The organism is Thiorhodococcus drewsii AZ1 (assembly GCF_000224065.1).
Classification (GTDB): Bacteria; Pseudomonadota; Gammaproteobacteria; order Chromatiales; family Chromatiaceae; genus Imhoffiella; species Imhoffiella drewsii.
This window is the reverse complement of the sequence record NZ_AFWT01000002.1, coordinates 90,549-109,233: the sequence shown is the minus strand read 5'-3', so window position 1 is coordinate 109,233 and position 18,685 is coordinate 90,549. Positions and strand designations below refer to the sequence as shown.

The following is an 18,685-nucleotide window of genomic DNA, read 5'->3' as shown; positions in this document are numbered from 1 at the left end:
CGGAAATGGTTAGAATGCCGCCCGATATTTCCATCCGCGACCTGCCTGGATCCTCACCTTGAATCCGATCAAACGTCTCGCCTCTCAGACGGCCATCTATGGCGTCAGCAGCGTCTTCGGGCGCTTCCTCAACTATCTGCTGGTTCCCTTTCTCACCTACAGCTTTGCGCCGGTCGAGTACGGTGTGGTCGCCGAGTTCTACGCCTACATGGGGTTTCTCGCGGTCGTCCTGGCCTTTGGGCTGGAGACGGGCTATTTCCGCTTCCGCTCGACGGGGGACTGGCCGCCGGAGGTCGTCTACGGGACCGTGCTTCGATTCCTGGTGCTGTCCAACGGGCTCTTCTTCGTCACGCTCCTGATGTTGAGCCAGCCGATCGCCGATCTGCTGCGCCATCCGAATCATCCAGAATACATCTGGTGGTGCGCGGCGATTCTGGCCCTGGATTCGATCGGTGCAGTCGCCTTCGCACGGCTGAGGGCCGAGAACCAGGCGCGTCGTTTCGCCATCGTCAAGCTGCTGGAGATCGGGGCCAACGTGGGCCTGACGCTCTTTTTCATCTATTTCTGCCGGCACGCCTACGAGGCCGATCCGGCGTCGCTGCTCGGCCGGCTCTGGGTCCCCGAGATCGGCGTCGGCTATGTCTTCGTCGCCAATCTGGCGGCGAGCCTGATCAAGCTGGTGCTGCTGTCGCCGCAATTCAGGGGCGGGCTCCGCGTCTTCGATACCGTCCTCTTCGGGCGTCTCATCCGCTATTCGCTGCCGATGGTGGTCATCGGCTTCGCCGGCATCATCAACGAGATGCTCGACCGCGCCGCGCTCAAGTATTTGCTGCCCTACGATGCCGAGACCAATCTCGCCCAACTCGGTATCTACAGCGCCTGCTACAAGCTCTCGATCCTCATGTCGCTCTTCATCCAGGCCTTCCGCTACGCCGGCGAGCCCTTCTTCTTCAGCTATGCCAAACAGAGTGACGCCCGCCAGACCTATGCGCTGGTGCTCAACTGGTTCGTGATCTGCTGCGTCTTCCTTTTCCTGCTGGTCGTGCTCTACATGGACGTCTTCAAATATTTCGTCGGCGATGCCTATCGCGAGGGTCTGGACGTGGTGCCCGTGCTGTTGCTGGCGCAGCTCTGTCTCGGGGTCTATGTCAACCTGTCCATCTGGTACAAGTTGACCGATCGCACCCTCTTGGGTGCGGGCGTGTCGATGGTGGGGTCGCTCATCACCATCGTCCTGCTGTTCTGGTGGGTGCCCATCCATGGCTACCAGGGTGCGGCCTGGGCGCATCTGGTCTGCTACAGCTCGATGGTGCTCATGTCCTATCTGCTCGGGCGACTGTACTATCCGGTGCCTTACGAGATCGGGCGTGTGCTCGGCTATATCGCACTGGGGCTAGGGCTCTACGCCGCCGCCGGCTGGGTCGAGTCGGTCACCGCCTGGCACTCGTTGATCACCGGAAGCCTCGCCATGGCCGTCTTCCTGCTGGTCGTCCTGGTTGCGGACGTGCGTCGGCTTCTGGTCCGGCGGGCGCCCGCGAGCTAGCCGCCGACTTGATGGGAAGGGGCCTTAGGCGATCTCTGCCGCTCCAGGCCCCGAGGGACACCGCAGGGCGCGGTCAGGGCAGGATCTGGATCGGCGTGCCGTCCGGGACAAGGCGCCAGATCTCGTCGATCTCATGGTTCTGGACCGCGATGCAGCCGTGCGTCCAGTCGCGCCCCCCGTACTGCTTGCGCAGATTCTCCGAGCGCACGTAATTCGGCAGACCATGGATCATGATCATGCCGCCCGGGTTGTATCCGAGCTGGCGGCTGACCATGCGGTCGCGATCGTTGGGGTAGGAGATGTGGATCGCCTTGTAATAGTTGCTGTTGGCGTTGCGCCAGTTCAGAACGTAGTCGCCGACCGGGGTGCGCTGATCGCCCTCGCGGTATTTGTGTCCCACGGGGGATCCGCCGAGTGAGATGCGATACTGGCGCACCACCTTGCCGTTCATGACGAGTTCAAGCTGTCGCGCCGACTTTTTCACCACGACCTTGTCGATGGGCCCCGTAACCGGGGGCGGCGTGTCTTTCTGCATGGCGCATCCGCCCAATCCGATGAGCCCAGCCAGCGCCAATGCGCCGAACAGGCCCGAGGGAAGCGAGGCGATCCGCGATCTCCAGGTTTTACGATGATGACTTGGCTCGATGTGCTGCATGGGGTTTGGCGTGACTTTCATGGTTGGATCTTGAGCCGATGCCGGACGGCAAGGCGCGTATGAGGCATGAGAAAGTCTATGTAGGGGCATGGAAAAAAGCTACCAGCTACCAGCTACCAGCTACCAGCGAGATGATATCGCTGGCGGCTGGCGGCTGGCGGCTGGCGGCTGGCGGCTGAATCAGAATGCCGGCAGGGCGCGCAGGAACAGCGTCTTGAGATAGGCGGTTTCTTGGATCGCCGGATGCACCGGGTGATCCGGGCCTTGCTGTCCGGCTTCGAGCAATTGCAGGCTGCGTCCGGCGCGTCGACCTGCTTGCTGGACGGTCCGTAGGAAGGTGTCGCGTCCCATGTGGAACGAGCAGGACGAGGTGACCAGCAGACCGCCCGGTTCGAGTATCTCGATGCCGAGTCGGTTGAGACGCTGATAGGCCTGAGTGCCGTCTTTCTCGTCCTTGCGGCGCTTGATGAAGGCGGGCGGATCCAGGAGCACGGTATCGAAGCGCTGTCCCTGATCGCGCAGCTCGCGCAGAACCTCGAATGCATCGCCCTGCATGCTGGCGACGCGGTCGGCCAGACCGTTACGCTCGGCGTTCTCGGCGACCCGTTGGAGCGCCGATTCCGAGCTGTCCACGCAGGTGACCTGCTCGGCTCCCAGCGCCGCCGCACGCACGCCCCAGGCGCCGATATAGCTGCAGACGTCCAGGACCCGCTTGCCGACGCCGTAGCGGGCGAGGCGGGCACGGTTCTCGGACTGATCGAAGAACCAGCCGGTCTTCTGTCCGGTCAGGGGCGAGATGACGAATTCCAGCTCGTGCTCGATCAGCGTGACCGCGTCCTCCGGGGATCCCAGGACGACCTCGACCTTCTGCTCCAGGCCCTCCAGGGTACGCACCGAGGTGTCGTTGCGCAGCACGATCGCCTTGGGACGAACCACCTGTTCGAGCGCGGCCAGGATCTCGCCGCGCGCCCGCTCCATGCCGGCCGTGGTGATCTGGACGCAGAGCAGATCGCCGTAACGGTCGACGATGAGTCCGGGCAGGCCGTCGCTCTCGCCGAAGACGAGCCGGTAATAGGGACGAGGGTAGAGCTGCTCGCGCAGTGTGAGCGCATCGTGGATGCGCTGAAGCCAGAGCGCGGGGCTCAGCGGATGGTTCGGGTCGCGGCTGACAATGCGCGCACTGATGAGCGAATGCGGATTGACGTAACCATGACCGATCCAGCGCTGGTGGCTGCTCAGGATCTCGACCGGCTGTCCGGGTTCCAGTGACTTGAGGGGGGTCGCCTGGGTGTCGACCTCGTTGCTGTAGGTCCAGCAATGGCCGGCGAGCAGGCGGCGTTCCTGGTCCTTGCGCAGGATGAGTGGCTGAGTCTTCATGGTGCATGTCCGATCGGTGTGAGGCGAGTCTTCGCTGAACCGATGAAGACTACCAGAAGGCGCCGCCATGCGGCATGGTCAGCCTGGACCCTCTGGCTGACTCAGACCAGTCGATGCCGATCCTTCATGTACAGATAGACCAGGTTCGAGACCTCGCGGATGGCATCGCTGCGCTTTGAGATCCAGCTGCCATAGTGGCGAGCTCTGGTTTGACGCTCAATGATGCCGATCATGGTGTAGGCATGGGTGTGACCGTACCGGTCGCGTGCCTCGATGATGCCCATGTCGCCGCAGAGCTTGGCCGTGGAGCCGGTCTTGTCGCAGGCATGTACCGAGGACGGCATGCTGGCGACACGCGTGGTGATGCGGTCGTGGTTCGGCAGACGCATCAATCGATGCATCTCCTTGCTGTAGGGCAGTTTTCCGTGGTGCAGCGCGTAGAGGAAACGGCTGTAATCCCAGGCGGACGCGCGATTGGCGTAGGTTGCGCCGCTGGCGGGGATTTTCTCGACCACTTGAACCTGCTTGAAGATGCCTGGCGCGTTCGCTTTGAGCACGGCCTCCACCTCGCGCGGGCCGCGCCCGGCACCGTGGCGGCTGACCAGATCGAAGAGTCTGTTGGTCGCCCTGTTGTCGCTGTGTTGAATCATCCGCTCCATGGTATGACGCACCGAATTGGTGTAACGGGCGCCTTTTTTACCCTGGGAGACCTGATAGAAATAGGCTTGTGCGACGAAGGGTTTGATCATGCTCGCCGCCTGGCGGGGGACGGCCTCGTTGATGGAAACGAGCTTGGTGCGGGTTGTGAAGTCGTAGACGGACCAGGAGGTGCTTTCGCTGGCCAGGATCAGACCTTGCCGACGCATCCTTTTGACCAGGCGCGAGACCTGTCCCTCAAGCTGTGAACCGGTGGATTTCGCCTCAGTGAGATCGGGCCAGCCGACCAGCGCGCCAACCGAGGCGGCCGCCAGCGTTTCGAGGAACCAACGTCGTTCGGGGCACGCCGCTGCATCCTCGGCGGCGTGCTCGGTCGATGTGAAGAAATGCATCCCGATCCTCAGGCTTGAAGCAAGAAATAGACTCCGGCGGCGGCCCCGATGCCGGCCAGTGCGGCGAGCGCGACCAGGGTGTAGATGCGCCCCATGGCTCCGCGCAGCGATTGCTCGACCGCTTGGAGTGATTGCTGGGATGACACGAGCGCGGCTTCGATGGCCTCCTGGGTCTCGCGGCGTGCCGCTGCGGCCGCCCTGGCGGTGTTCTCGGTCTCATCCTGTCCTTGACCGGCGCCCCCGCGAGGACGCTGATCGCGCATGTGCTTCTCGAAGGATTCCAGCAGGGAGGCGCGCTCGGCCTCAATGCCGCGCTTGACCAGGTCGGGCAGGGTCTCGGTCGCCAGACGGGTCGAGATAGCCTGCAGATCGGCCATGGTGGGCTTCGGGGGTGCGGTGCGCTGGGCGGCCTGATCGGCGGCGAGGCGCTCGTCGAGGATATGGTTCGTCTCGTTCCGCAGTCCTTCGGTCAGATCCCGACGCACTTCCTCCACAAATGCGGGCAAAACCCGTGATAGCCGAGCTTCCAGTCTGGACTCGATCAGCTTGAGCACGGCCTCCTCGGACAGACCGGCCGGCGCCGCTTGCGGGGCTGTTCCCTGCTCTTTGATCGGGGCCGGGGGCGCTCCGCCGTCGAGTTCGGTGTGCAGACGCTCCAGGATTTCGGGTAGCAGATCGGGGGCTGCCGATTTTGGAAGGATGCCGAAGACGCCCTTCTTCTTGGCCGTGGCGACGAATTCCGGTTCTTCGTGCGAGGTGCACATGACGACGGGGATCGCGGCGGTACGTGGATCCTCGCGGATGACCTCAAGCGCCTCGAAGCCGTTGAGCCCAGGCATCATGTGGTCCATGAGGATGGCGTCCGGGAGGCTCTCGCGCAGAACCTCGAAGGCGGATTCGGCCGAGTCGGCCGTCTCGACCTCAATGCCGTGGCGCTGAAGTTGAAGTCGCAACGCGTAGCGCGCAGATTTTGAATCGTCGACCAGGAGTATCTTCATCGGGGCATCGGTTCCAATGATTAGTGTGGTGAACGGCTGACGTAAGCTGATCCGCCGGACGCCATATGATTGAATTTACAGTCCGGTCCCGTGACCTAATCCCCTCCGGGACGAGGTGCGCTCCGGCTCAGGTCTGGGGCGCTCGGTCTGGGAGTCGCCGTGGCGGCGGTGCGTCGAACAGCGGTCACGGCCGTCGGTAAGCGGTCAGAATGGGGGGCTGTCGATACCATGGTCAAACGACCTGTCGCCTTTCAGCTCCGTGCATCGGCGAGATCGACTCGCCACCTAAATTTACCTATAGATCGAATCCTGGACTGGGATCCGTTGCACATCTTTTCTCCGCTCGGCGTTGCGGCGGGCGCCCGGTGTTGCATCGGTCGGTCTGCGCATTCCTCCTGATCGTGGCTCCATAAACCACCATTCTGATACCGGCGCGCGACGCGGGCAAGCGAATCGGACCAGGGTTTGGATGCGGGACTGTGGGTTGTCCGCAGTGTGAACTGGCGATCGATCGGTGCGGGGAGGGGACGATGGGCGGCGCCCTTGGGATTGGGGCGCCGTCCGAGACGATGGGACGTCGGATGTGTGGGGCGTCGGTCAGGCGATCTTGATCTGCAGCTGCTTGCCGGATTCCGGGTCCGTGAGATGCACCGCGCAGGCGATGCAGGGATCGAAGGAGTGGATGGTGCGCAGGATCTCGATCGGCTGTTTGACGTCCGCAAGCTGATGATTGTCCTCCAGCGCCGCCTCGTAGGCCCCGGCTTGATCCGTGCCGTCGCGGGGGCCGGCGTTCCAGGTCGAGGGAACCACGGCCTGGTAGTTGGCGATCTTGCCGTCCCGGATGACGATCCAGTGTCCCAGCGCGCCGCGCGGAGCCTCCATGTAGCCTGCGCCACGAGCTTCGGAAGGCCAGGAGGACGGGGTCCAAAGGCTGTCGTCGAAGGTTCGGGTGTCGCCGGCCTTGACGTTGGCGATCAGCGCCTCGTACCAACCGTGCATGGCATCGACCATGATCTTGGTCTCCAGCGTCCGGGCGGCGGTGCGGCCCAGGGTGGAGAAGAGTGCCTCGATCGGCAGGTCGAGCTTGGAGAGGGTCATCTCGACCAGCTCTTTGGTCTGTGCATGACCGGTGGCATAGAGCATGAGGACGCGCGCCAGCGGGCCGACCTCCATCGCCTGTCCCTTCCAGCGCGGCGCTTTCATCCAGGAGTAGCCCTGTTCGACATCGAGCTGGGTGTAGGGCGGTTTGACGCCGCCGCGCCCGTCGTATTCGAGGTTGGTCTCGCCGTCGTAGGGATGTAGGCCCTGATCGTTGCCGGCGTCGTAGTCGTACCAGGAATGGGCGATGAACTCCTGGATCTGGCTCGCGTCGTGGAGGTCGATCTCGTGGAGAGTCGAGAGGTCCCGATTCAGGATAACCCCGCGCGGGAACAGGAAGCTGGCCGGGTCCATGCTTCCGACGCTCGGCAGATCGCCGTAGCAGAGGAAGTTGCCCAGGCCCTCGCCGCGTTCGGTCCAGTCCTTGTAGAAACCGGCGATGGCGAGGGTGTCCGGGATATAGACCTGATCGACGAAGGTCTGCATCGACTGGATGATGTCCAGCACCTCGGCGAACCGCTTGGCGTTGATGGCCGAATCCGAGTTCAGGTCGATGGGGCAGGCGACGCCGCCGACGACGAAGTTCGGGTGCGGGTTCTTGCCGCCGAAGATGGCGTGCAGCCGGGCTGCGTCACGCTGCCAGGCGAGCGCTTCCAGATAGTGGGCCACCGCCATCAGGTTGGCTTCGGGCGGCAGCTTGTAGGCCGGATGGCCCCAGTAGCCGTTGGCGAAGATGCCGAGCTGTCCCGATTCGACGAAGGTCTTGATGCGTTTCTGGGTGTCGGCGAAATAGCCGGGCGAGGACTTGGGCCAGGTGCTGATCGATTGGGCCAGATCCGAGGTCGCCTTGGGATCGGCGTCGAGTGCGCTGACCACGTCGACCCAATCGAGTGCATGCAGGTGATAGAAGTGCATCACATGATCGTGTACGTACTGGGCGCCGATCATGAGATTGCGGATGAGCTGGGCGTTGGCGGGCAGCTCGATCTTGAGCGCATCCTCGACGGAGCGCACCGAGGCCATGCCGTGAACCAGGGTGCAGACGCCGCAGATGCGCTGGGCGAAGGCCCAGGCGTCGCGCGGGTCGCGGCCCTTGAGGATGGTCTCGATGCCGCGCACCGAGGTGCCCGAGCTGTAGGCCTGGGCGATGCTGCTGCCGTCCATCCGGGCCTCGATGCGCAGATGGCCCTCGATACGGGTGATGGGGTCGACGACGAGTCGTTCACTCATGTTGGCGGATCTCCTGCGCGGGGTCGGCGGACCGGCCCCGCAATTGTCGGGTGCTGGCCGGCGGATCAGGCCTCGGCGTCATCCTCGGCGGCGCGCGGTTTCTCGACCAGATGCTCGGCGATCATTTCGGTCAGGCCGATGACCGGGATCTCCATATTGAAGGTCTCCAGACCCTCTTCGAGCTGGGTCCGGCAGGTCGCGCACATGGTGACCATGCGCTCGGGCGCCACCTCCTCGATCTGGGCCTTTTTGCGTTTGAAGGCCGCCATCTTGAGTTCTTCGGCGCGCTCGTTGGAGCTGACGCCGCCGCCGGCGCCGCAGCACCACTGGAACTTGCCGTGTTCCTTGAGATCGACGAAATCCTCGGCCACCAGATCGATGAGGTTGCGCTGCTGCTGGATCACGCCACTCTTGCGGGCCAGGTTGCAGGGATCGTGCATCGAGAGTCGATCGCTCTCCTTGCCTTCGGTCTGGAGGCGTCCCGCCGCGCGCAATTCCTCCAACACCTCGACGATGTGGAAGACCCGGAAGGGGTAGGGGCGTCCGATCAGGTTGGGGCCTTCCCAGCGAATGGCGGTGAAGGCGTGTCCGCACTCTGGACTGATGACCTTGGGCACCTTGAGCGTCTCGGCCGCCGCTACGACGCGCTCGACCAGTTGCGCGGCGATGTCCTTGTTGCCGATCTGAATGCCGGCGTTGGTGGCCTCGAAGCATTCTGTGGAAAGGGTCCAGGTCACTCCGGCGTGATCGAAGATCTTGGTGATGGCTTCCAGGTACTCGGGGAAGTTGATGATCTCCATCGAGGACATGAGCACCATGTATTCGGCGCCTTGCTTGTCGACCGGAATCTCCAGTCCGGTGCTGGCCTCGACGTGCTTGATCTGCACTGCCAGGGTTTTCCACTGCAGGCCCATGGGGCTGCCGGTGGTAATGGCGCGGATCGAGGCGTTGATCAGTCCCTCGGGCGCGTGGCCGGCCTGGACCATGCCCTCGCGCGACTTGCGGATCATATAGGCTAGATCGTTGCCGACCGGGCAGACCATGGAGCAGCGTCCGCACATGGAGCAGGAGTCGTAGAGCAGCTCTTCCCATTCCGCCAGCATCGCATCCGTGACCTTTTGCTGCAGACCCAATAGGCCCTTGATCTTGCCCCAGAGGGTGAATTCGGCCTCCCAGACCAGACGCAGCGGTTCGAGCTTGAGGATGGGCGTGTATTTGGGATCGCCGGTTTCCAGGTAGAAGGGACAGGACTGGGCACAGATACCGCAATGCACGCAGCTGGAGAAGAAGGCGGCGGTCGGTGCGTCGATCTCGGCGCGAAAGGCCGCGAGTCCGCGTTCGAGTGTGAGCTCGGTCATGACTGAACCCCCTTGCGGCCGAAGGCGGCGCCGTTGTACCAGCGGGCGATGAAGGCCGTGAAGATGTGCGTCAGCTTGGTGAATGGCAGCAGGACGAGCAGCAGCTCGGCCGAGAGGATGTGCATCCCCAGGGCGAGCGGGTAGGGCTCGACCAGGCGGTGATAGGCCAGATAGCCGGTCAGCACCACCATGAACACGACCGTCCACACCAGATAGTCCTCGGTCGTGCTGATGCGGCGCTTCACCGGGTGGGTCATCCGATGGACCAGGGTCGCGACCAGGGCGACCAGGGTCACGCCCGTGGCCAGGTCGACGATCGGGTTGGGCAGTCCGGGCCAGTAGAGGCCGAGCACGCCCTTGAACAGCTCGATGTGCGGGATGAACAGCAGCAGCGCGATCAGAAAGCCGATGTGCCAGAGCCAGCCGACCACCACGTTGAAGGGCGCTCGCTTGAAGGTGCCGGGATCGGCGACGGTGCGGGCGATCATGGTCCGCAGTCCCGGCAGCCATTCGCCGGCGCGGGCCTCGGCATAATTGGGCGCGCGTCCGAGCAGGAAGATTTCGAGCAGGCGCGCGAGCAGACCGATGGCGAAGATCACCATGGCGATGGTGAATAGGGGACCCTTGACCCACAGCAGAAATTCCATCGACCCGTTCATAGTTTCTGCTCCAGTTCTTCGATCGTGACGGGCTGGCGCGTCTTCACGGCGTCCTTCTTGCCTTTGCGGGCGACGGTGGCGATTCCGGCACCGGCAACCGCGCCGACCGCCGCCGCTTCGAGGAGCGTCGTTGTGCTGGTTCCGATGGGTACCGAGACCGGTTCGTAGAAACCGCCGCCATCCCAGAAGCTTGGCTCGGAGCAGCCGAGACAGGGATGGCCGGACTCGATCGGCCAGCTGGTCCCCGCGTTCCAGCGCATGGTGGCGCAGGCGTTGAAGGTGGTCGGACCCTTGCAGCCGAGCCGGTAGAGACACCAGCCGAGCTTTGCCCCCTCGTCGTCGAAGCTGTCCGCGAACAAGCCCTTGTCGTAGAAGGGCCGGCGATAGCAGCGGTCGTGGATCGACTGGCCGTAGAAGGCCATTGGGCGGTGGTAGGCATCCAGCTCCGGCAGTCGTCCGAAGGTCAGGTAGTGCGCCAGTACGCCGGTGATGACCATGGGGATGGGTGGACAGCCGGAGACGTTGATGACCGGCTTGTCTTTCACCAGATCCATCACCGACATGGCTCCAGTCGGGTTGGGCTTGGCCTGAGGCAGTCCGCCGAAGGCGGCGCAGGTCCCGACCGCGATTACGGCAGCGGCGTGCTCGACCGTTTCCATCAGAATGTCGTAATTGCTGTGACCGGCGACCGTCGAGAATCCAGGGTTGGCGTCTGGACCTGGGATGGAGCCGTCGACGATCACCAGATACTCGCCGCGATTGGCCTCCATCGCCTGCAGCCGGGCCGCCTCGGCGGCCTCGCCAGCTGCGGCCTGCAGGGTGTGGTGGTAGTCGAGCGAGATGAAATCGAAGATGAGTTCCTCGACGCTCGGGCTATGGCTACGCGTCAGGGATTCGGTGCAGCCGGTGCACTCCTGGAAGGACAGCCAGATGACCGAGGGGCGTCTGGCCTGTTCGAGCGCGGCGGCGATCGCCGGTGCCATGCTCGGTGGGAGGGCCATCATGGACGCGGTCGCGGCGCAGAACTTCAGGAATCCACGACGAGACAGTCCGATGTCTCGCAGGCTTTCGCCAAGGGTCTTGTCGGGGGTTTCGCGGGCAGCCATGGTCCCTCCTCAATATGGTGTCAGGACGATAGTGGCGGGGTGTTCGGTGCCGGGGTGCCGTCCAGGCGGGCATCGAGCCGATCGATCGCGAGCGCGAGATCCTGAGGCTGCGGACACAGGATCTGCGGAACGTTGGCGATCTCGATGTGTAGTGTGAGGCGCTGGTTCTCGGCGTTCAGATAGTCCACCAGCCAAACGCCTGGAATCGCGGTTTCCTGAATGCGTGTGGGTCCGAGCGCCTCGACCGATGCCTGGACCTCGCCGGTGCCCAAGCAGTTCGTCAGGTGTTCAAGGTCGCCAGGCCCGAAAGGCATGGCGTTGAGGTCGATGCGGGTTTCTTCGCCGCTGGCGATCAAGCGTTCCAGGGCGTGACGGATCTGGCCGAGGACGGCGCGAGCATTCCCGTAGTCGCGAGGCTTGCCCGAGCAGGAGGCGCTTGATTCGATGGAAACGGGAATCTGATCCGAGCCTGACATGATCGACCCTCGACGTCGCGATATGTAAGAAAAATTCTAGGCCGATTCGGCGTCCTCGGATTTGATGCAGCGCATCTTTGTTAGCAGTTCAGCATGATCGAATATTAATTCGCATTGAAATTCATAAGATTCTGAAATTGGTGATATCAGGCGCCTCCGGTCTACTCGCTATCCCAGCGCGCGAGCAGGTCGTGAATGCGTTGGATCGCGATGGGAACGGCCGCCTCGACCGCTGGGGTTAGGGTCTCGCCCCAACCGATGAACTCGGGCTCGATGCCGATCAAGGCGCGCTGATCGGGCAGGCTGTCGGTCAGACGCGCCATGTCCATGAGGTCGGAGAGGCTGACTTCGTGAACGCTCTTGGCGTTGGAGCGCAACTGATGATCCATCTCGACGTCCTCGAAGACACGCACGTCGCCCGGCGCCTTTCCGAGCTTGGCGGCATCCACCACGATCAAGCGCTGGCAATCGCCGATCGGAGCGGCGAGCGTGAAACTCAAGGTGCCGCCGTCGATGCAGGTGATCGATGGGTCCAGTGTCTGATCGGATGAGAGACGACGAATCACCTCGGCGCCGACCGCTTCGTCGGTCATGAGGACGTTTCCGAGTCCGAGAACGAGTGTGCGTGGTTTCATGATGCGGGCTTACCAGTCTTGATGGACGACGCCGACAAGCATAGCCTCATCCCCATCCCCACCGGGTCGATTCGGAGATTTAGAGGATGTGTTTCGCAATCCCCATGCAGGTCCGCTCCATCGATGGCTTCCTGGCTCATTGCGAGGCCAAGGGTGTCGAGCGCGAAGTGAGCCTATTTCTGATGCAGCACGAATCGATCGAGGTCGGCGATTATCTCGTCGTCCATTTGGGGCAGGCGATCGAAAAGATCGACGCCGAACGGGCCATGGAAGCCTGGGAGATCTACGATGCCATGCTGGCGTCGAGCGACGCCCCGAGCGGATGACCGATTGACCTACCGATCGGCGAGGATGTCGCGAAGCCGGTCGAGGGGCGCATGGCGTTGGGCGAGACGCAAATGCCCGACCAGCCAGGGGGGCAGTCGGGCATTCGCGGATGCGTCGGGCGGAGTCAGTTCAGGAATTCGCTGGCGATCCTATGCTGCTGCTCGACCTCTTCATGCTCGGAGGCGCTGTCGTCCTCCATCATGGCGCAGTTGAGCGCCATGCGCGCCTGGACCGCCGCCTTCCAAGCGCGGTTCTGCTTTTCGGTCATGAGTGCTTCCGGCATCAGCGCGGCGGTGATGGAGGCGGCGACGAAGTGATCCGCTTGCGCCATCCAGTCGGTGTCCTTGCCGCAGTCGGTATAGGTCGTGACGGCATAGGACTTTGCGGATTTGAAGGCATCCTCCAGCTCTCCGGGGCTTGCGTCGGCGCGCAGTCCGGTGGCGATCGCGCGGTTGGTGCGCTCGTCCCGACTCAGATGCATGACGCGCTCCGCGAAGCGGGAGCCGAGTAGACGCTGCTGCTCGGGATTCAGCTGGTTGAGCGCGGCTCGGAGGTCTTGGTCGTTGTCGATGGTGGCCATTGAGTGGTCCTCAGCCAAGTGGGGAAGGTTCCGGTGGGCGGCTCCCTTATCATCCCGCGCCGGATATTCTGCATATCAACAAATTCCAATATAGATCACATTGACATGGGTCACACGGCCCGGTTGTGATTCAATAAGGTGCAGTCCTGCCGAGCCATGCGCTTCAGCTCCTCCCTGATCGTTGCGGCGAGTCTCGCCGTCGATTCCAATCATCAGTTTCAGTTGTAGAGACCTCATGAATCGCACCGTCTTCTTCGTCTCCGAGAGTACCGGCATCACCGCCGAGACGCTCGGTCACAGCCTGCTGTCGCAGTTCGATACCGTGAATTTCGAGCAGGTGTACATGCCCTATATCAACACCGAACTGCGTGCCCAGGCGCTGACCCAGCGGATGGCCGAGGCCGCCGATCGCGATGGCGCGCGGCCGATCGTCTTCGCGACCATGCTCAACCACGAGATTCGCGACATCCTCAAGGGCGGCAACTGTTTCTACGTGGAACTCTTCGAGGTTTTCGTCGGGCCGCTGTCGGCCGAACTTGGTGTGCCGCCGAGTCTGAAATCCGGCCAGAGCCACGCCATCACCAAGCCCAGCTACTACACCAAGCGCATCGAGGCCATCAATTTCGCGATGGCCAACGATGACGGCATCCGACCGGACAATTTCCATCGCGCCGACGTGGTCCTGACCGGCGTGTCGCGTTCCGGCAAGACGCCCACCTGTCTCTATCTGGCCATGCACTATGGTCTGCGCTCGGCGAACTATCCCATCACCGAGGAAGACTTCGAGCGCGGCGACTTGCCCCAGCTCCTCTACGATTGCAGGCACAAGCTGTTCGCACTGACGATCGAGCCGCAACGGCTGCAACTCATCCGCGAGGAGCGTCGTCCCGGGAGCGGCTATGCCTCGCTGAAGCGCTGCCAGGATGACATCAAACAGGCCCAGAAGATGTACAAACGCCTGCAGGTTCCGGTGCTCAACACCACCACCCAGTCGATCGAGGAGATCTCCTCGCAGATCATCAAGATGCTCAAGGACAATCTCGATGGCGGAGCCGCTTCCGGCGGGAAAACCGCCGTGATCTGATGCCTCCTGGCATTCAGTCAGCTCGTGCGTCGAAAGCGGGGTGTTCGACGCGCTTCATGTTCGAGCACTCGCGTGCTCGAACATGGCGGGCCATCCTTGGCCCTGACAGGAGCGGCGATCAATCAGCGTTCTCCCGCTTATGCATCACTGCGGCATCAGGGCGAACACACCCCAGCCCAGATATTCACGTGTGTAAGCGGCGTAGCGTTCGGGTTCGGCGGTCAGTTGGGCGCGAACATCACTGGCGAACGCGTCCTCTGGATTGGCTTCAAGCCATCGACGCATGGTGAGCCATTTCGCGGCCTCATATCTGTCCCAGCCGTCTTGGTCGGCCAGAACCATTTCGACGACGTCGTAGCCACTGCGCCGAAACGATGCGAGAAGCTCCGGGAGTAGAAGAAAGTCCGAGATCGAGCCGGCAAGGCATCCCTTGGCAACATCTTCCGTGGGCGGTAACTGTCGCCAGTAGGGTTCGCCGACGAGGATGATCCCTCCTGTGTGCAGGCTTCGCGCCAGAAGCTCGATCGTGCCGAGGACGCCTCCGGCGATCCAGGTGGCACCGATGCAGGCTGCCACACCGACCTTCTCGTCAGAGACGTAGCCCGCAGCATCGTCATGGATGAACGTGACTTGATCGGCGACACCGAGTTCTTCGGCACGTGATTTCGCCTGCTCGGTGAACAACGGGCTCATGTCGATGCCGGTGCCGATGATGCCGTGATCGCGCGCCCAGGTGCACAGCATCTCACCGGAACCGCTGCCCAGGTCGAGCACTCGGGTCCCCGGCTTCAGACGCAGTGCCGCGCCGAGAGTGGCGAGCTTGTCGGGTGTGATCGGGTTATGGATGCGGTGGGCGCTTTCGGTGATGTTGAATATCCGAGGAATATCCATTGAGGTACAACCCTTTGCGTGTGTGAGCAGTTCGGACCACTTCGTAATGACGAAGTGCGTATGCGCGGACTCGAGACCCATGATACCCCTCATGGACCTGCAACTGCTGCGTCGCGACGAGATCTGGTTCTTCGAGAACGGCCCGTACGGTGCCCAGGCCGACGTCGGCCACGCTGTAGCCCGCGTCGCGGGTTAGGGTGCCCAGGGCGTAGAAGGCGAGCCCGGTCGGCAACCCCTGACCGACCTACATCAGGGCCAGGCTACGGTATTCGCTCGTGCGCGTTGATCCGGTCATCGCGGGTTCACCAGAGTGCCGTCAGCGTCAGGCCGTAGGTGCGGGGATCGCCCGCGATCCCCGCGTAGGTGCCGCCGCCGATGTCGAAGGCGCGGGTGACGTAGGTCTCGTCGAGTGCGTTCCGGATCCAGAGCGCGGCCTCGTAGCGGTCGAATTGGTAGCCGACTGTCAGATTGAGGAGGCCGTAGTCGGTCTGCTTTTGGGTGTTGGGGGAATCGAAGTAGACGGGGCCGTTGGCCTGCCAGCCGGCATGGGCGTAGGCGCCGTTGCCGAATTCGTAATCCGCGCTCAGGCTGTAGGTGTAGCCGGGGGCGTTGGGGGGGCGCTTGCCGGAGAGGTCCTGTCCGCCATAGTCGTAGTCGACGAAATGGGCGTCGTTCCAGCCCCCGCCTGCCTTGAGCAGCAGCGACCGGGTCGCCTGCCATGCCGTTTCCAGCTCGATGCCGCGGCTGACGCTCTCGCCGGCGTTGGTGAGGTTGGATTCCGTCAGTATCAGTTCCTCAACCTGCTGGTCGGTCCACTGGATGTAGAAGAGCGAGAGCCGGGTCTGCAGCCGTTCGTCCGTGCTGGTGTGCTTCAGGCCGATTTCGTAGTTGGTGGTGTATTCGGCGTCGTATACCTCGCTCCCGCGGTCGGCCAGGTTGTTGTAGCCGCCGGCCTTGTATCCTTTCGAGAAGATGGCGTAGGTCAGCAGGTTGGGGAGGGGCTTGTACTCCAGCCCGAGCTTCGGCAGCCAGGCCTTGAAGGTCATGTCGCGGTTGTCCACGAAATCGACACCCATGGCGGTCCAGATTTGATGGTTGTCGGCGCTCTTGCGCTCGTGGTCGTAGCGCAGACCGGTGATCAGCGAGAGACGCTCGGTCAGTGGCCAGGTGACCTGTCCGAAGGCTGCCAGATTGCGCGTGCGGGTCTTGGTTTGGGCCGATTGAACGCCGTAGCCCATGCCGCCCATGTCCATCGCGAACTCGTTGTGTTCGGTCTGATTGAAATAGTAGAAACCGGCGAGCCATCGTGGTCCGCCGGCCCTGTCCGGGGAACTCAGACGCAGTTCCTGGGAGTAGCGTGAATATCTGACATCGGTCGTCAGCCGCAGCAGGTCGAACGCCGAGGCGTCGACGTCGTAGGTCGACGTCTTGTCCTCGTTCGTATAGGCCGAGATGGAGGTCAGGGTGAATTCCGGTGCGCGATAGATCGCGCGGACGTTCCCGCTATGAACGTCGCTGTCGTTGTCGCCCACGTAATCGGAGTAGACGTCGTGCGGATGTGCGTACAGCTGGCTCAAAGGGGCGATGTTGGTGGACCTATCGCGGTAGCGCTGTCCGTCGTAGGTGGCGATGAGGTCCCAGGTATCGTCTGGGTTCCAGCGCAGCTTGAACCGGGCGTTGTAGTCGCGCGCCTCGTCGACGTTGTCGCGACCGTCTGGGACGCGTGTGAAATAGCCGTCGCTGACCAGACCCCTGGCCGCCAGCCGGTATGACCAGTCGTTGCTGCCAAGGGGGCCGCCTAGAATCACGCTGGCCGTTCTGCGCTCGTAGTTGCCGATGTCGGCCGAGAGCGTCGCCTCGCGAAAGGGTTCCGGGTCGCGGGTGATGACATTGACCGCCCCCGCCTCGGTGTTGCGTCCGTAGAGGACCGATTGGGGTCCGCGCAACACTTCCACACGCTCGATATCCAGTAGTTCCAGGTCGACGTTTCGGTAGTGCACGCCGTCGACGAAGAAGCCGATCGGTTGCTCTGCCTCCATGAAGGGCGCGATGCCGCGCATCGAGAAAAAGGCCACGGAGGCGTGCTGCCCCGCCTTGGTCATGTACATGTTCGGTACCTGGCGCACGACGTCGATCATCTCCTCGGCGCCCGAGCGTTCCAAGGTGTCACCCGTCACGACCGTCATACTTGCCGGAACATCCTGCTCCATGGCGGAGGTCTTCTCGGCGGTCACGGTGATGGAGGGCAGTGCGACGGCGTCCGGTTCGTCGGTCGTGCCGGGTTCGTCGCCGAACGCCGGGGCGACGGCGATCGAGGATCCGAGCAGCAGCCCCATGCAGAAATGCAGCGGCGCGGAATGGAGCAGAGTGTTAGACATATCGAGCCCTTGAATCGCAGGATGTCGCTTCAGGCTCGATATCCTCTGCGGCCCGCCTTGCCGGGCACTACCCGATTCGGGACGATTTCACCCGCAGTGGGATCATTTGCGGAGGGCGATCGGGAATCCGCTGCTCATGGATCGGGTGTTTGTTGCAAATGATAATGTTTCTCAGTATCTTTTTTGATGGTGCGTATTCGGGATCAATTCAGTGAGGTCGATGTGCGACGCAGCGGTGGTATCGTGCGGGCGGGGGGCGAGGTGGAATTGCTGCGGTCGGCCGACTTTTTCGAGAATCCGGCTCGGGTGGATGTCTTCTGCGCCTCGGCGCTGAGGGTCAGGACGCACCAGGTGCAGCCGGGGCTGGCGGTTTCCGTGGCCTCGTCCGCCGCTTGCTGGGAGCTGTACGCGGTGGCGGACGAGAACGAGCAGGCGCGCGTTCATTTCAACTGCCAGCTGAGGGGACGGACGCAGGTGCGTCATGGCGGGCAGCGTTTCGAACTGGATCAGACCAATGTCCTCGCCTCGTTCGCCCCCGGTGGGCGCTTCCACCTCGAATGCAGCGCCGACTGGTGCAATGTCGAGTTGCGCATCGCCCCGGCCCTGCTCGAGGACCTCGCCGGCGAGGAATACGAGGGATTCTGCTCGGATCGGGCATGCGAGTCTTGTCTCCTGCGCAATCCGGTCTCCATGCGCATCCAGGATGCGGCGGTCCGGCTCGGTCATCTGCTGGCCGAGGAGTCGCCATCCTCTCTTCTCGTGCAGGCGGCCAGCCTGGAATTCCTCGCCTGGCATCTGAAATCGATTCGACCCAAGGCCTGCGATTCGGGGGTCTGCGCGCGCGAGCGCCGCCGCCTGATCGAGGCTCGCGACATCCTGCTGAGCGACTTGAGCAGGCCGCCCACGATCGAACAGCTCGCACGGGAAACCGGGCTGAATCAGCTCAAAATCAAGCGCGGCTTCAAGGCCATGTTCGGAACCAGCGTCTATGCGCTGTTCCAGCGCGAGCGCATGATGGTCGCGCGCCGGTTGCTGCAGCGTCACAGCGTGACGGAGACCGCCTCGCGGCTGGGCTACAGCAACGTCAGCCACTTCAGTACGGCATTCCGTAAGCAGTTCGGCCTCCTTCCAAGAGAGGCGCGCCGCAGCTAGAGGTCCGACATCTGGCCCGGATCCCGACCGCTCGACTCGCCTCTTTAGCGCATGCTCAGGCGGTTACCTACCCGTCCGCATCCTCGGGA

17 protein-coding genes are annotated in these 18,685 nt (G+C 63.0%); 4 read left to right on the top strand and 13 right to left on the bottom strand.

Annotation, left to right across the window (positions count from 1 at the left end; genetic code table 11):
* Positions 1–58: 58 nt before the first annotated feature.
* Positions 59–1,543, top strand: coding sequence for a lipopolysaccharide biosynthesis protein (locus tag THIDRDRAFT_RS01770; protein WP_007039069.1), 1,485 nt, complete (start codon positions 59–61; stop codon positions 1,541–1,543).
* Positions 1,544–1,616: 73 nt separating this feature from the next.
* On the opposite strand, the gene THIDRDRAFT_RS01765 is transcribed toward THIDRDRAFT_RS01770, so the two are convergent.
* The 10 genes from THIDRDRAFT_RS01765 to THIDRDRAFT_RS01720 all read right to left on the bottom strand — a co-directional run bounded on the left by THIDRDRAFT_RS01765 (position 1,617) and on the right by THIDRDRAFT_RS01720 (position 12,184).
* The gene (locus THIDRDRAFT_RS01765) at positions 1,617–2,219 is read right to left on the bottom strand and encodes a L,D-transpeptidase family protein (protein WP_342610738.1); all 603 of its coding nucleotides are present in this window, start codon (positions 2,217–2,219) and stop codon (positions 1,617–1,619) included.
* A gap of 159 nt (positions 2,220–2,378) precedes the next feature.
* Positions 2,379–3,575, bottom strand: coding sequence for a class I SAM-dependent rRNA methyltransferase (locus THIDRDRAFT_RS01760; protein ID WP_007039067.1), 1,197 nt, complete (start codon positions 3,573–3,575; stop codon positions 2,379–2,381).
* Positions 3,576–3,676: 101 nt separating this feature from the next.
* Positions 3,677–4,624, bottom strand: coding sequence for a serine hydrolase (locus THIDRDRAFT_RS01755; RefSeq protein WP_007039066.1), 948 nt, complete (start codon positions 4,622–4,624; stop codon positions 3,677–3,679).
* Between the two features lie 8 nt (positions 4,625–4,632).
* Complete coding sequence (locus tag THIDRDRAFT_RS01750) at positions 4,633–5,622, bottom strand: response regulator (RefSeq protein WP_007039065.1); 990 nt, start codon at positions 5,620–5,622, stop codon at positions 4,633–4,635.
* A 597-nt stretch (positions 5,623–6,219) separates the two neighbouring features.
* On the bottom strand, positions 6,220–7,950 hold the full coding sequence (locus THIDRDRAFT_RS01745) for a nickel-dependent hydrogenase large subunit (protein ID WP_007039064.1): 1,731 nt from the start codon (positions 7,948–7,950) through the stop codon (positions 6,220–6,222).
* Between the two features lie 65 nt (positions 7,951–8,015).
* Positions 8,016–9,308, bottom strand: coding sequence for a (Fe-S)-binding protein (locus tag THIDRDRAFT_RS01740; protein WP_007039063.1), 1,293 nt, complete (start codon positions 9,306–9,308; stop codon positions 8,016–8,018).
* Positions 9,305–9,967 carry a hypothetical protein gene (locus THIDRDRAFT_RS01735; RefSeq protein ID WP_007039062.1) on the bottom strand — a complete coding sequence of 221 codons (663 nt, stop codon included), beginning with the start codon at positions 9,965–9,967 and terminating at the stop codon, positions 9,305–9,307. The genes THIDRDRAFT_RS01740 and THIDRDRAFT_RS01735 overlap by 4 nt, the downstream gene beginning before the upstream one ends.
* On the bottom strand, positions 9,964–11,073 hold the full coding sequence (locus THIDRDRAFT_RS01730) for a hydrogenase small subunit (protein WP_007039061.1): 1,110 nt from the start codon (positions 11,071–11,073) through the stop codon (positions 9,964–9,966). The genes THIDRDRAFT_RS01735 and THIDRDRAFT_RS01730 overlap by 4 nt, the downstream gene beginning before the upstream one ends.
* 20 nt (positions 11,074–11,093) lie before the next feature.
* Positions 11,094–11,549 carry a hydrogenase expression/formation protein gene (locus THIDRDRAFT_RS01725; RefSeq protein ID WP_007039060.1) on the bottom strand — a complete coding sequence of 152 codons (456 nt, stop codon included), beginning with the start codon at positions 11,547–11,549 and terminating at the stop codon, positions 11,094–11,096.
* Between the two features lie 161 nt (positions 11,550–11,710).
* Complete coding sequence (locus tag THIDRDRAFT_RS01720; protein WP_007039059.1) at positions 11,711–12,184, bottom strand: HyaD/HybD family hydrogenase maturation endopeptidase; 474 nt, start codon at positions 12,182–12,184, stop codon at positions 11,711–11,713.
* A gap of 86 nt (positions 12,185–12,270) precedes the next feature.
* On the opposite strand from THIDRDRAFT_RS01720, the gene THIDRDRAFT_RS01715 reads away from it, so the two are divergent.
* Positions 12,271–12,510: a HypC/HybG/HupF family hydrogenase formation chaperone gene (locus tag THIDRDRAFT_RS01715; RefSeq protein WP_007039058.1), complete on the top strand. Its 240-nt coding sequence runs from the start codon at positions 12,271–12,273 to the stop codon at positions 12,508–12,510.
* A gap of 125 nt (positions 12,511–12,635) precedes the next feature.
* Here the strand turns inward: THIDRDRAFT_RS01715 and THIDRDRAFT_RS01710 are convergent, their stop codons facing one another.
* Entirely contained in the window at positions 12,636–13,091 is a 456-nt protein-coding gene (locus tag THIDRDRAFT_RS01710; protein ID WP_007039057.1) for a hypothetical protein, read from the bottom strand.
* Between the two features lie 235 nt (positions 13,092–13,326).
* On the opposite strand from THIDRDRAFT_RS01710, the gene ppsR reads away from it, so the two are divergent.
* Positions 13,327–14,175 carry a posphoenolpyruvate synthetase regulatory kinase/phosphorylase PpsR gene (gene ppsR, locus THIDRDRAFT_RS01705; protein WP_007039056.1) on the top strand — a complete coding sequence of 283 codons (849 nt, stop codon included), beginning with the start codon at positions 13,327–13,329 and terminating at the stop codon, positions 14,173–14,175.
* Positions 14,176–14,319: 144 nt separating this feature from the next.
* Here the strand turns inward: ppsR and THIDRDRAFT_RS01700 are convergent, their stop codons facing one another.
* Together THIDRDRAFT_RS01700 and THIDRDRAFT_RS01695 are read right to left on the bottom strand one after the other, a co-directional pair.
* Positions 14,320–15,066 (bottom strand): SAM-dependent methyltransferase, encoded by a 747-nt coding sequence (locus THIDRDRAFT_RS01700; RefSeq protein ID WP_040843622.1) that lies wholly within the window; start codon positions 15,064–15,066, stop codon positions 14,320–14,322.
* A gap of 302 nt (positions 15,067–15,368) precedes the next feature.
* Entirely contained in the window at positions 15,369–17,444 is a 2,076-nt protein-coding gene (locus THIDRDRAFT_RS01695) for a TonB-dependent receptor (RefSeq protein WP_007039054.1), read from the bottom strand.
* Between the two features lie 186 nt (positions 17,445–17,630).
* Here THIDRDRAFT_RS01695 and THIDRDRAFT_RS01690 point away from each other — a divergent pair, with 186 nt between their 5' ends.
* Complete coding sequence (locus THIDRDRAFT_RS01690; RefSeq protein WP_007039053.1) at positions 17,631–18,596, top strand: helix-turn-helix transcriptional regulator; 966 nt, start codon at positions 17,631–17,633, stop codon at positions 18,594–18,596.
* Positions 18,597–18,685 lie beyond the last annotated feature (89 nt).

What these genes read in the sequence shown, in the direction of transcription:
- THIDRDRAFT_RS01700 (WP_040843622.1), bottom strand. Translation starts at nt 15,066, where the DNA reads ATGGATATTCCTCGGATATTCAACATCACCGAAAGCGCCCACCGCATC.
- THIDRDRAFT_RS01750 (WP_007039065.1), bottom strand. Translation starts at nt 5,622, where the DNA reads ATGAAGATACTCCTGGTCGACGATTCAAAATCTGCGCGCTACGCGTTG.
- THIDRDRAFT_RS01695 (WP_007039054.1), bottom strand. Translation starts at nt 17,444, where the DNA reads ATGTCTAACACTCTGCTCCATTCCGCGCCGCTGCATTTCTGCATGGGG.
- THIDRDRAFT_RS01690 (WP_007039053.1), top strand. Translation starts at nt 17,631, where the DNA reads ATGGTGCGTATTCGGGATCAATTCAGTGAGGTCGATGTGCGACGCAGC.
- THIDRDRAFT_RS01725 (WP_007039060.1), bottom strand. Translation starts at nt 11,549, where the DNA reads ATGTCAGGCTCGGATCAGATTCCCGTTTCCATCGAATCAAGCGCCTCC.
- THIDRDRAFT_RS01740 (WP_007039063.1), bottom strand. Translation starts at nt 9,308, where the DNA reads ATGACCGAGCTCACACTCGAACGCGGACTCGCGGCCTTTCGCGCCGAG.
- THIDRDRAFT_RS01710 (WP_007039057.1), bottom strand. Translation starts at nt 13,091, where the DNA reads ATGGCCACCATCGACAACGACCAAGACCTCCGAGCCGCGCTCAACCAG.
- THIDRDRAFT_RS01745 (WP_007039064.1), bottom strand. Translation starts at nt 7,950, where the DNA reads ATGAGTGAACGACTCGTCGTCGACCCCATCACCCGTATCGAGGGCCAT.
- THIDRDRAFT_RS01735 (WP_007039062.1), bottom strand. Translation starts at nt 9,967, where the DNA reads ATGAACGGGTCGATGGAATTTCTGCTGTGGGTCAAGGGTCCCCTATTC.
- ppsR (WP_007039056.1), top strand. Translation starts at nt 13,327, where the DNA reads ATGAATCGCACCGTCTTCTTCGTCTCCGAGAGTACCGGCATCACCGCC.
- THIDRDRAFT_RS01755 (WP_007039066.1), bottom strand. Translation starts at nt 4,624, where the DNA reads ATGCATTTCTTCACATCGACCGAGCACGCCGCCGAGGATGCAGCGGCG.
- THIDRDRAFT_RS01720 (WP_007039059.1), bottom strand. Translation starts at nt 12,184, where the DNA reads ATGAAACCACGCACACTCGTTCTCGGACTCGGAAACGTCCTCATGACC.
- THIDRDRAFT_RS01760 (WP_007039067.1), bottom strand. Translation starts at nt 3,575, where the DNA reads ATGAAGACTCAGCCACTCATCCTGCGCAAGGACCAGGAACGCCGCCTG.
- THIDRDRAFT_RS01765 (WP_342610738.1), bottom strand. Translation starts at nt 2,219, where the DNA reads ATGAAAGTCACGCCAAACCCCATGCAGCACATCGAGCCAAGTCATCAT.
- THIDRDRAFT_RS01715 (WP_007039058.1), top strand. Translation starts at nt 12,271, where the DNA reads ATGTGTTTCGCAATCCCCATGCAGGTCCGCTCCATCGATGGCTTCCTG.
- THIDRDRAFT_RS01730 (WP_007039061.1), bottom strand. Translation starts at nt 11,073, where the DNA reads ATGGCTGCCCGCGAAACCCCCGACAAGACCCTTGGCGAAAGCCTGCGA.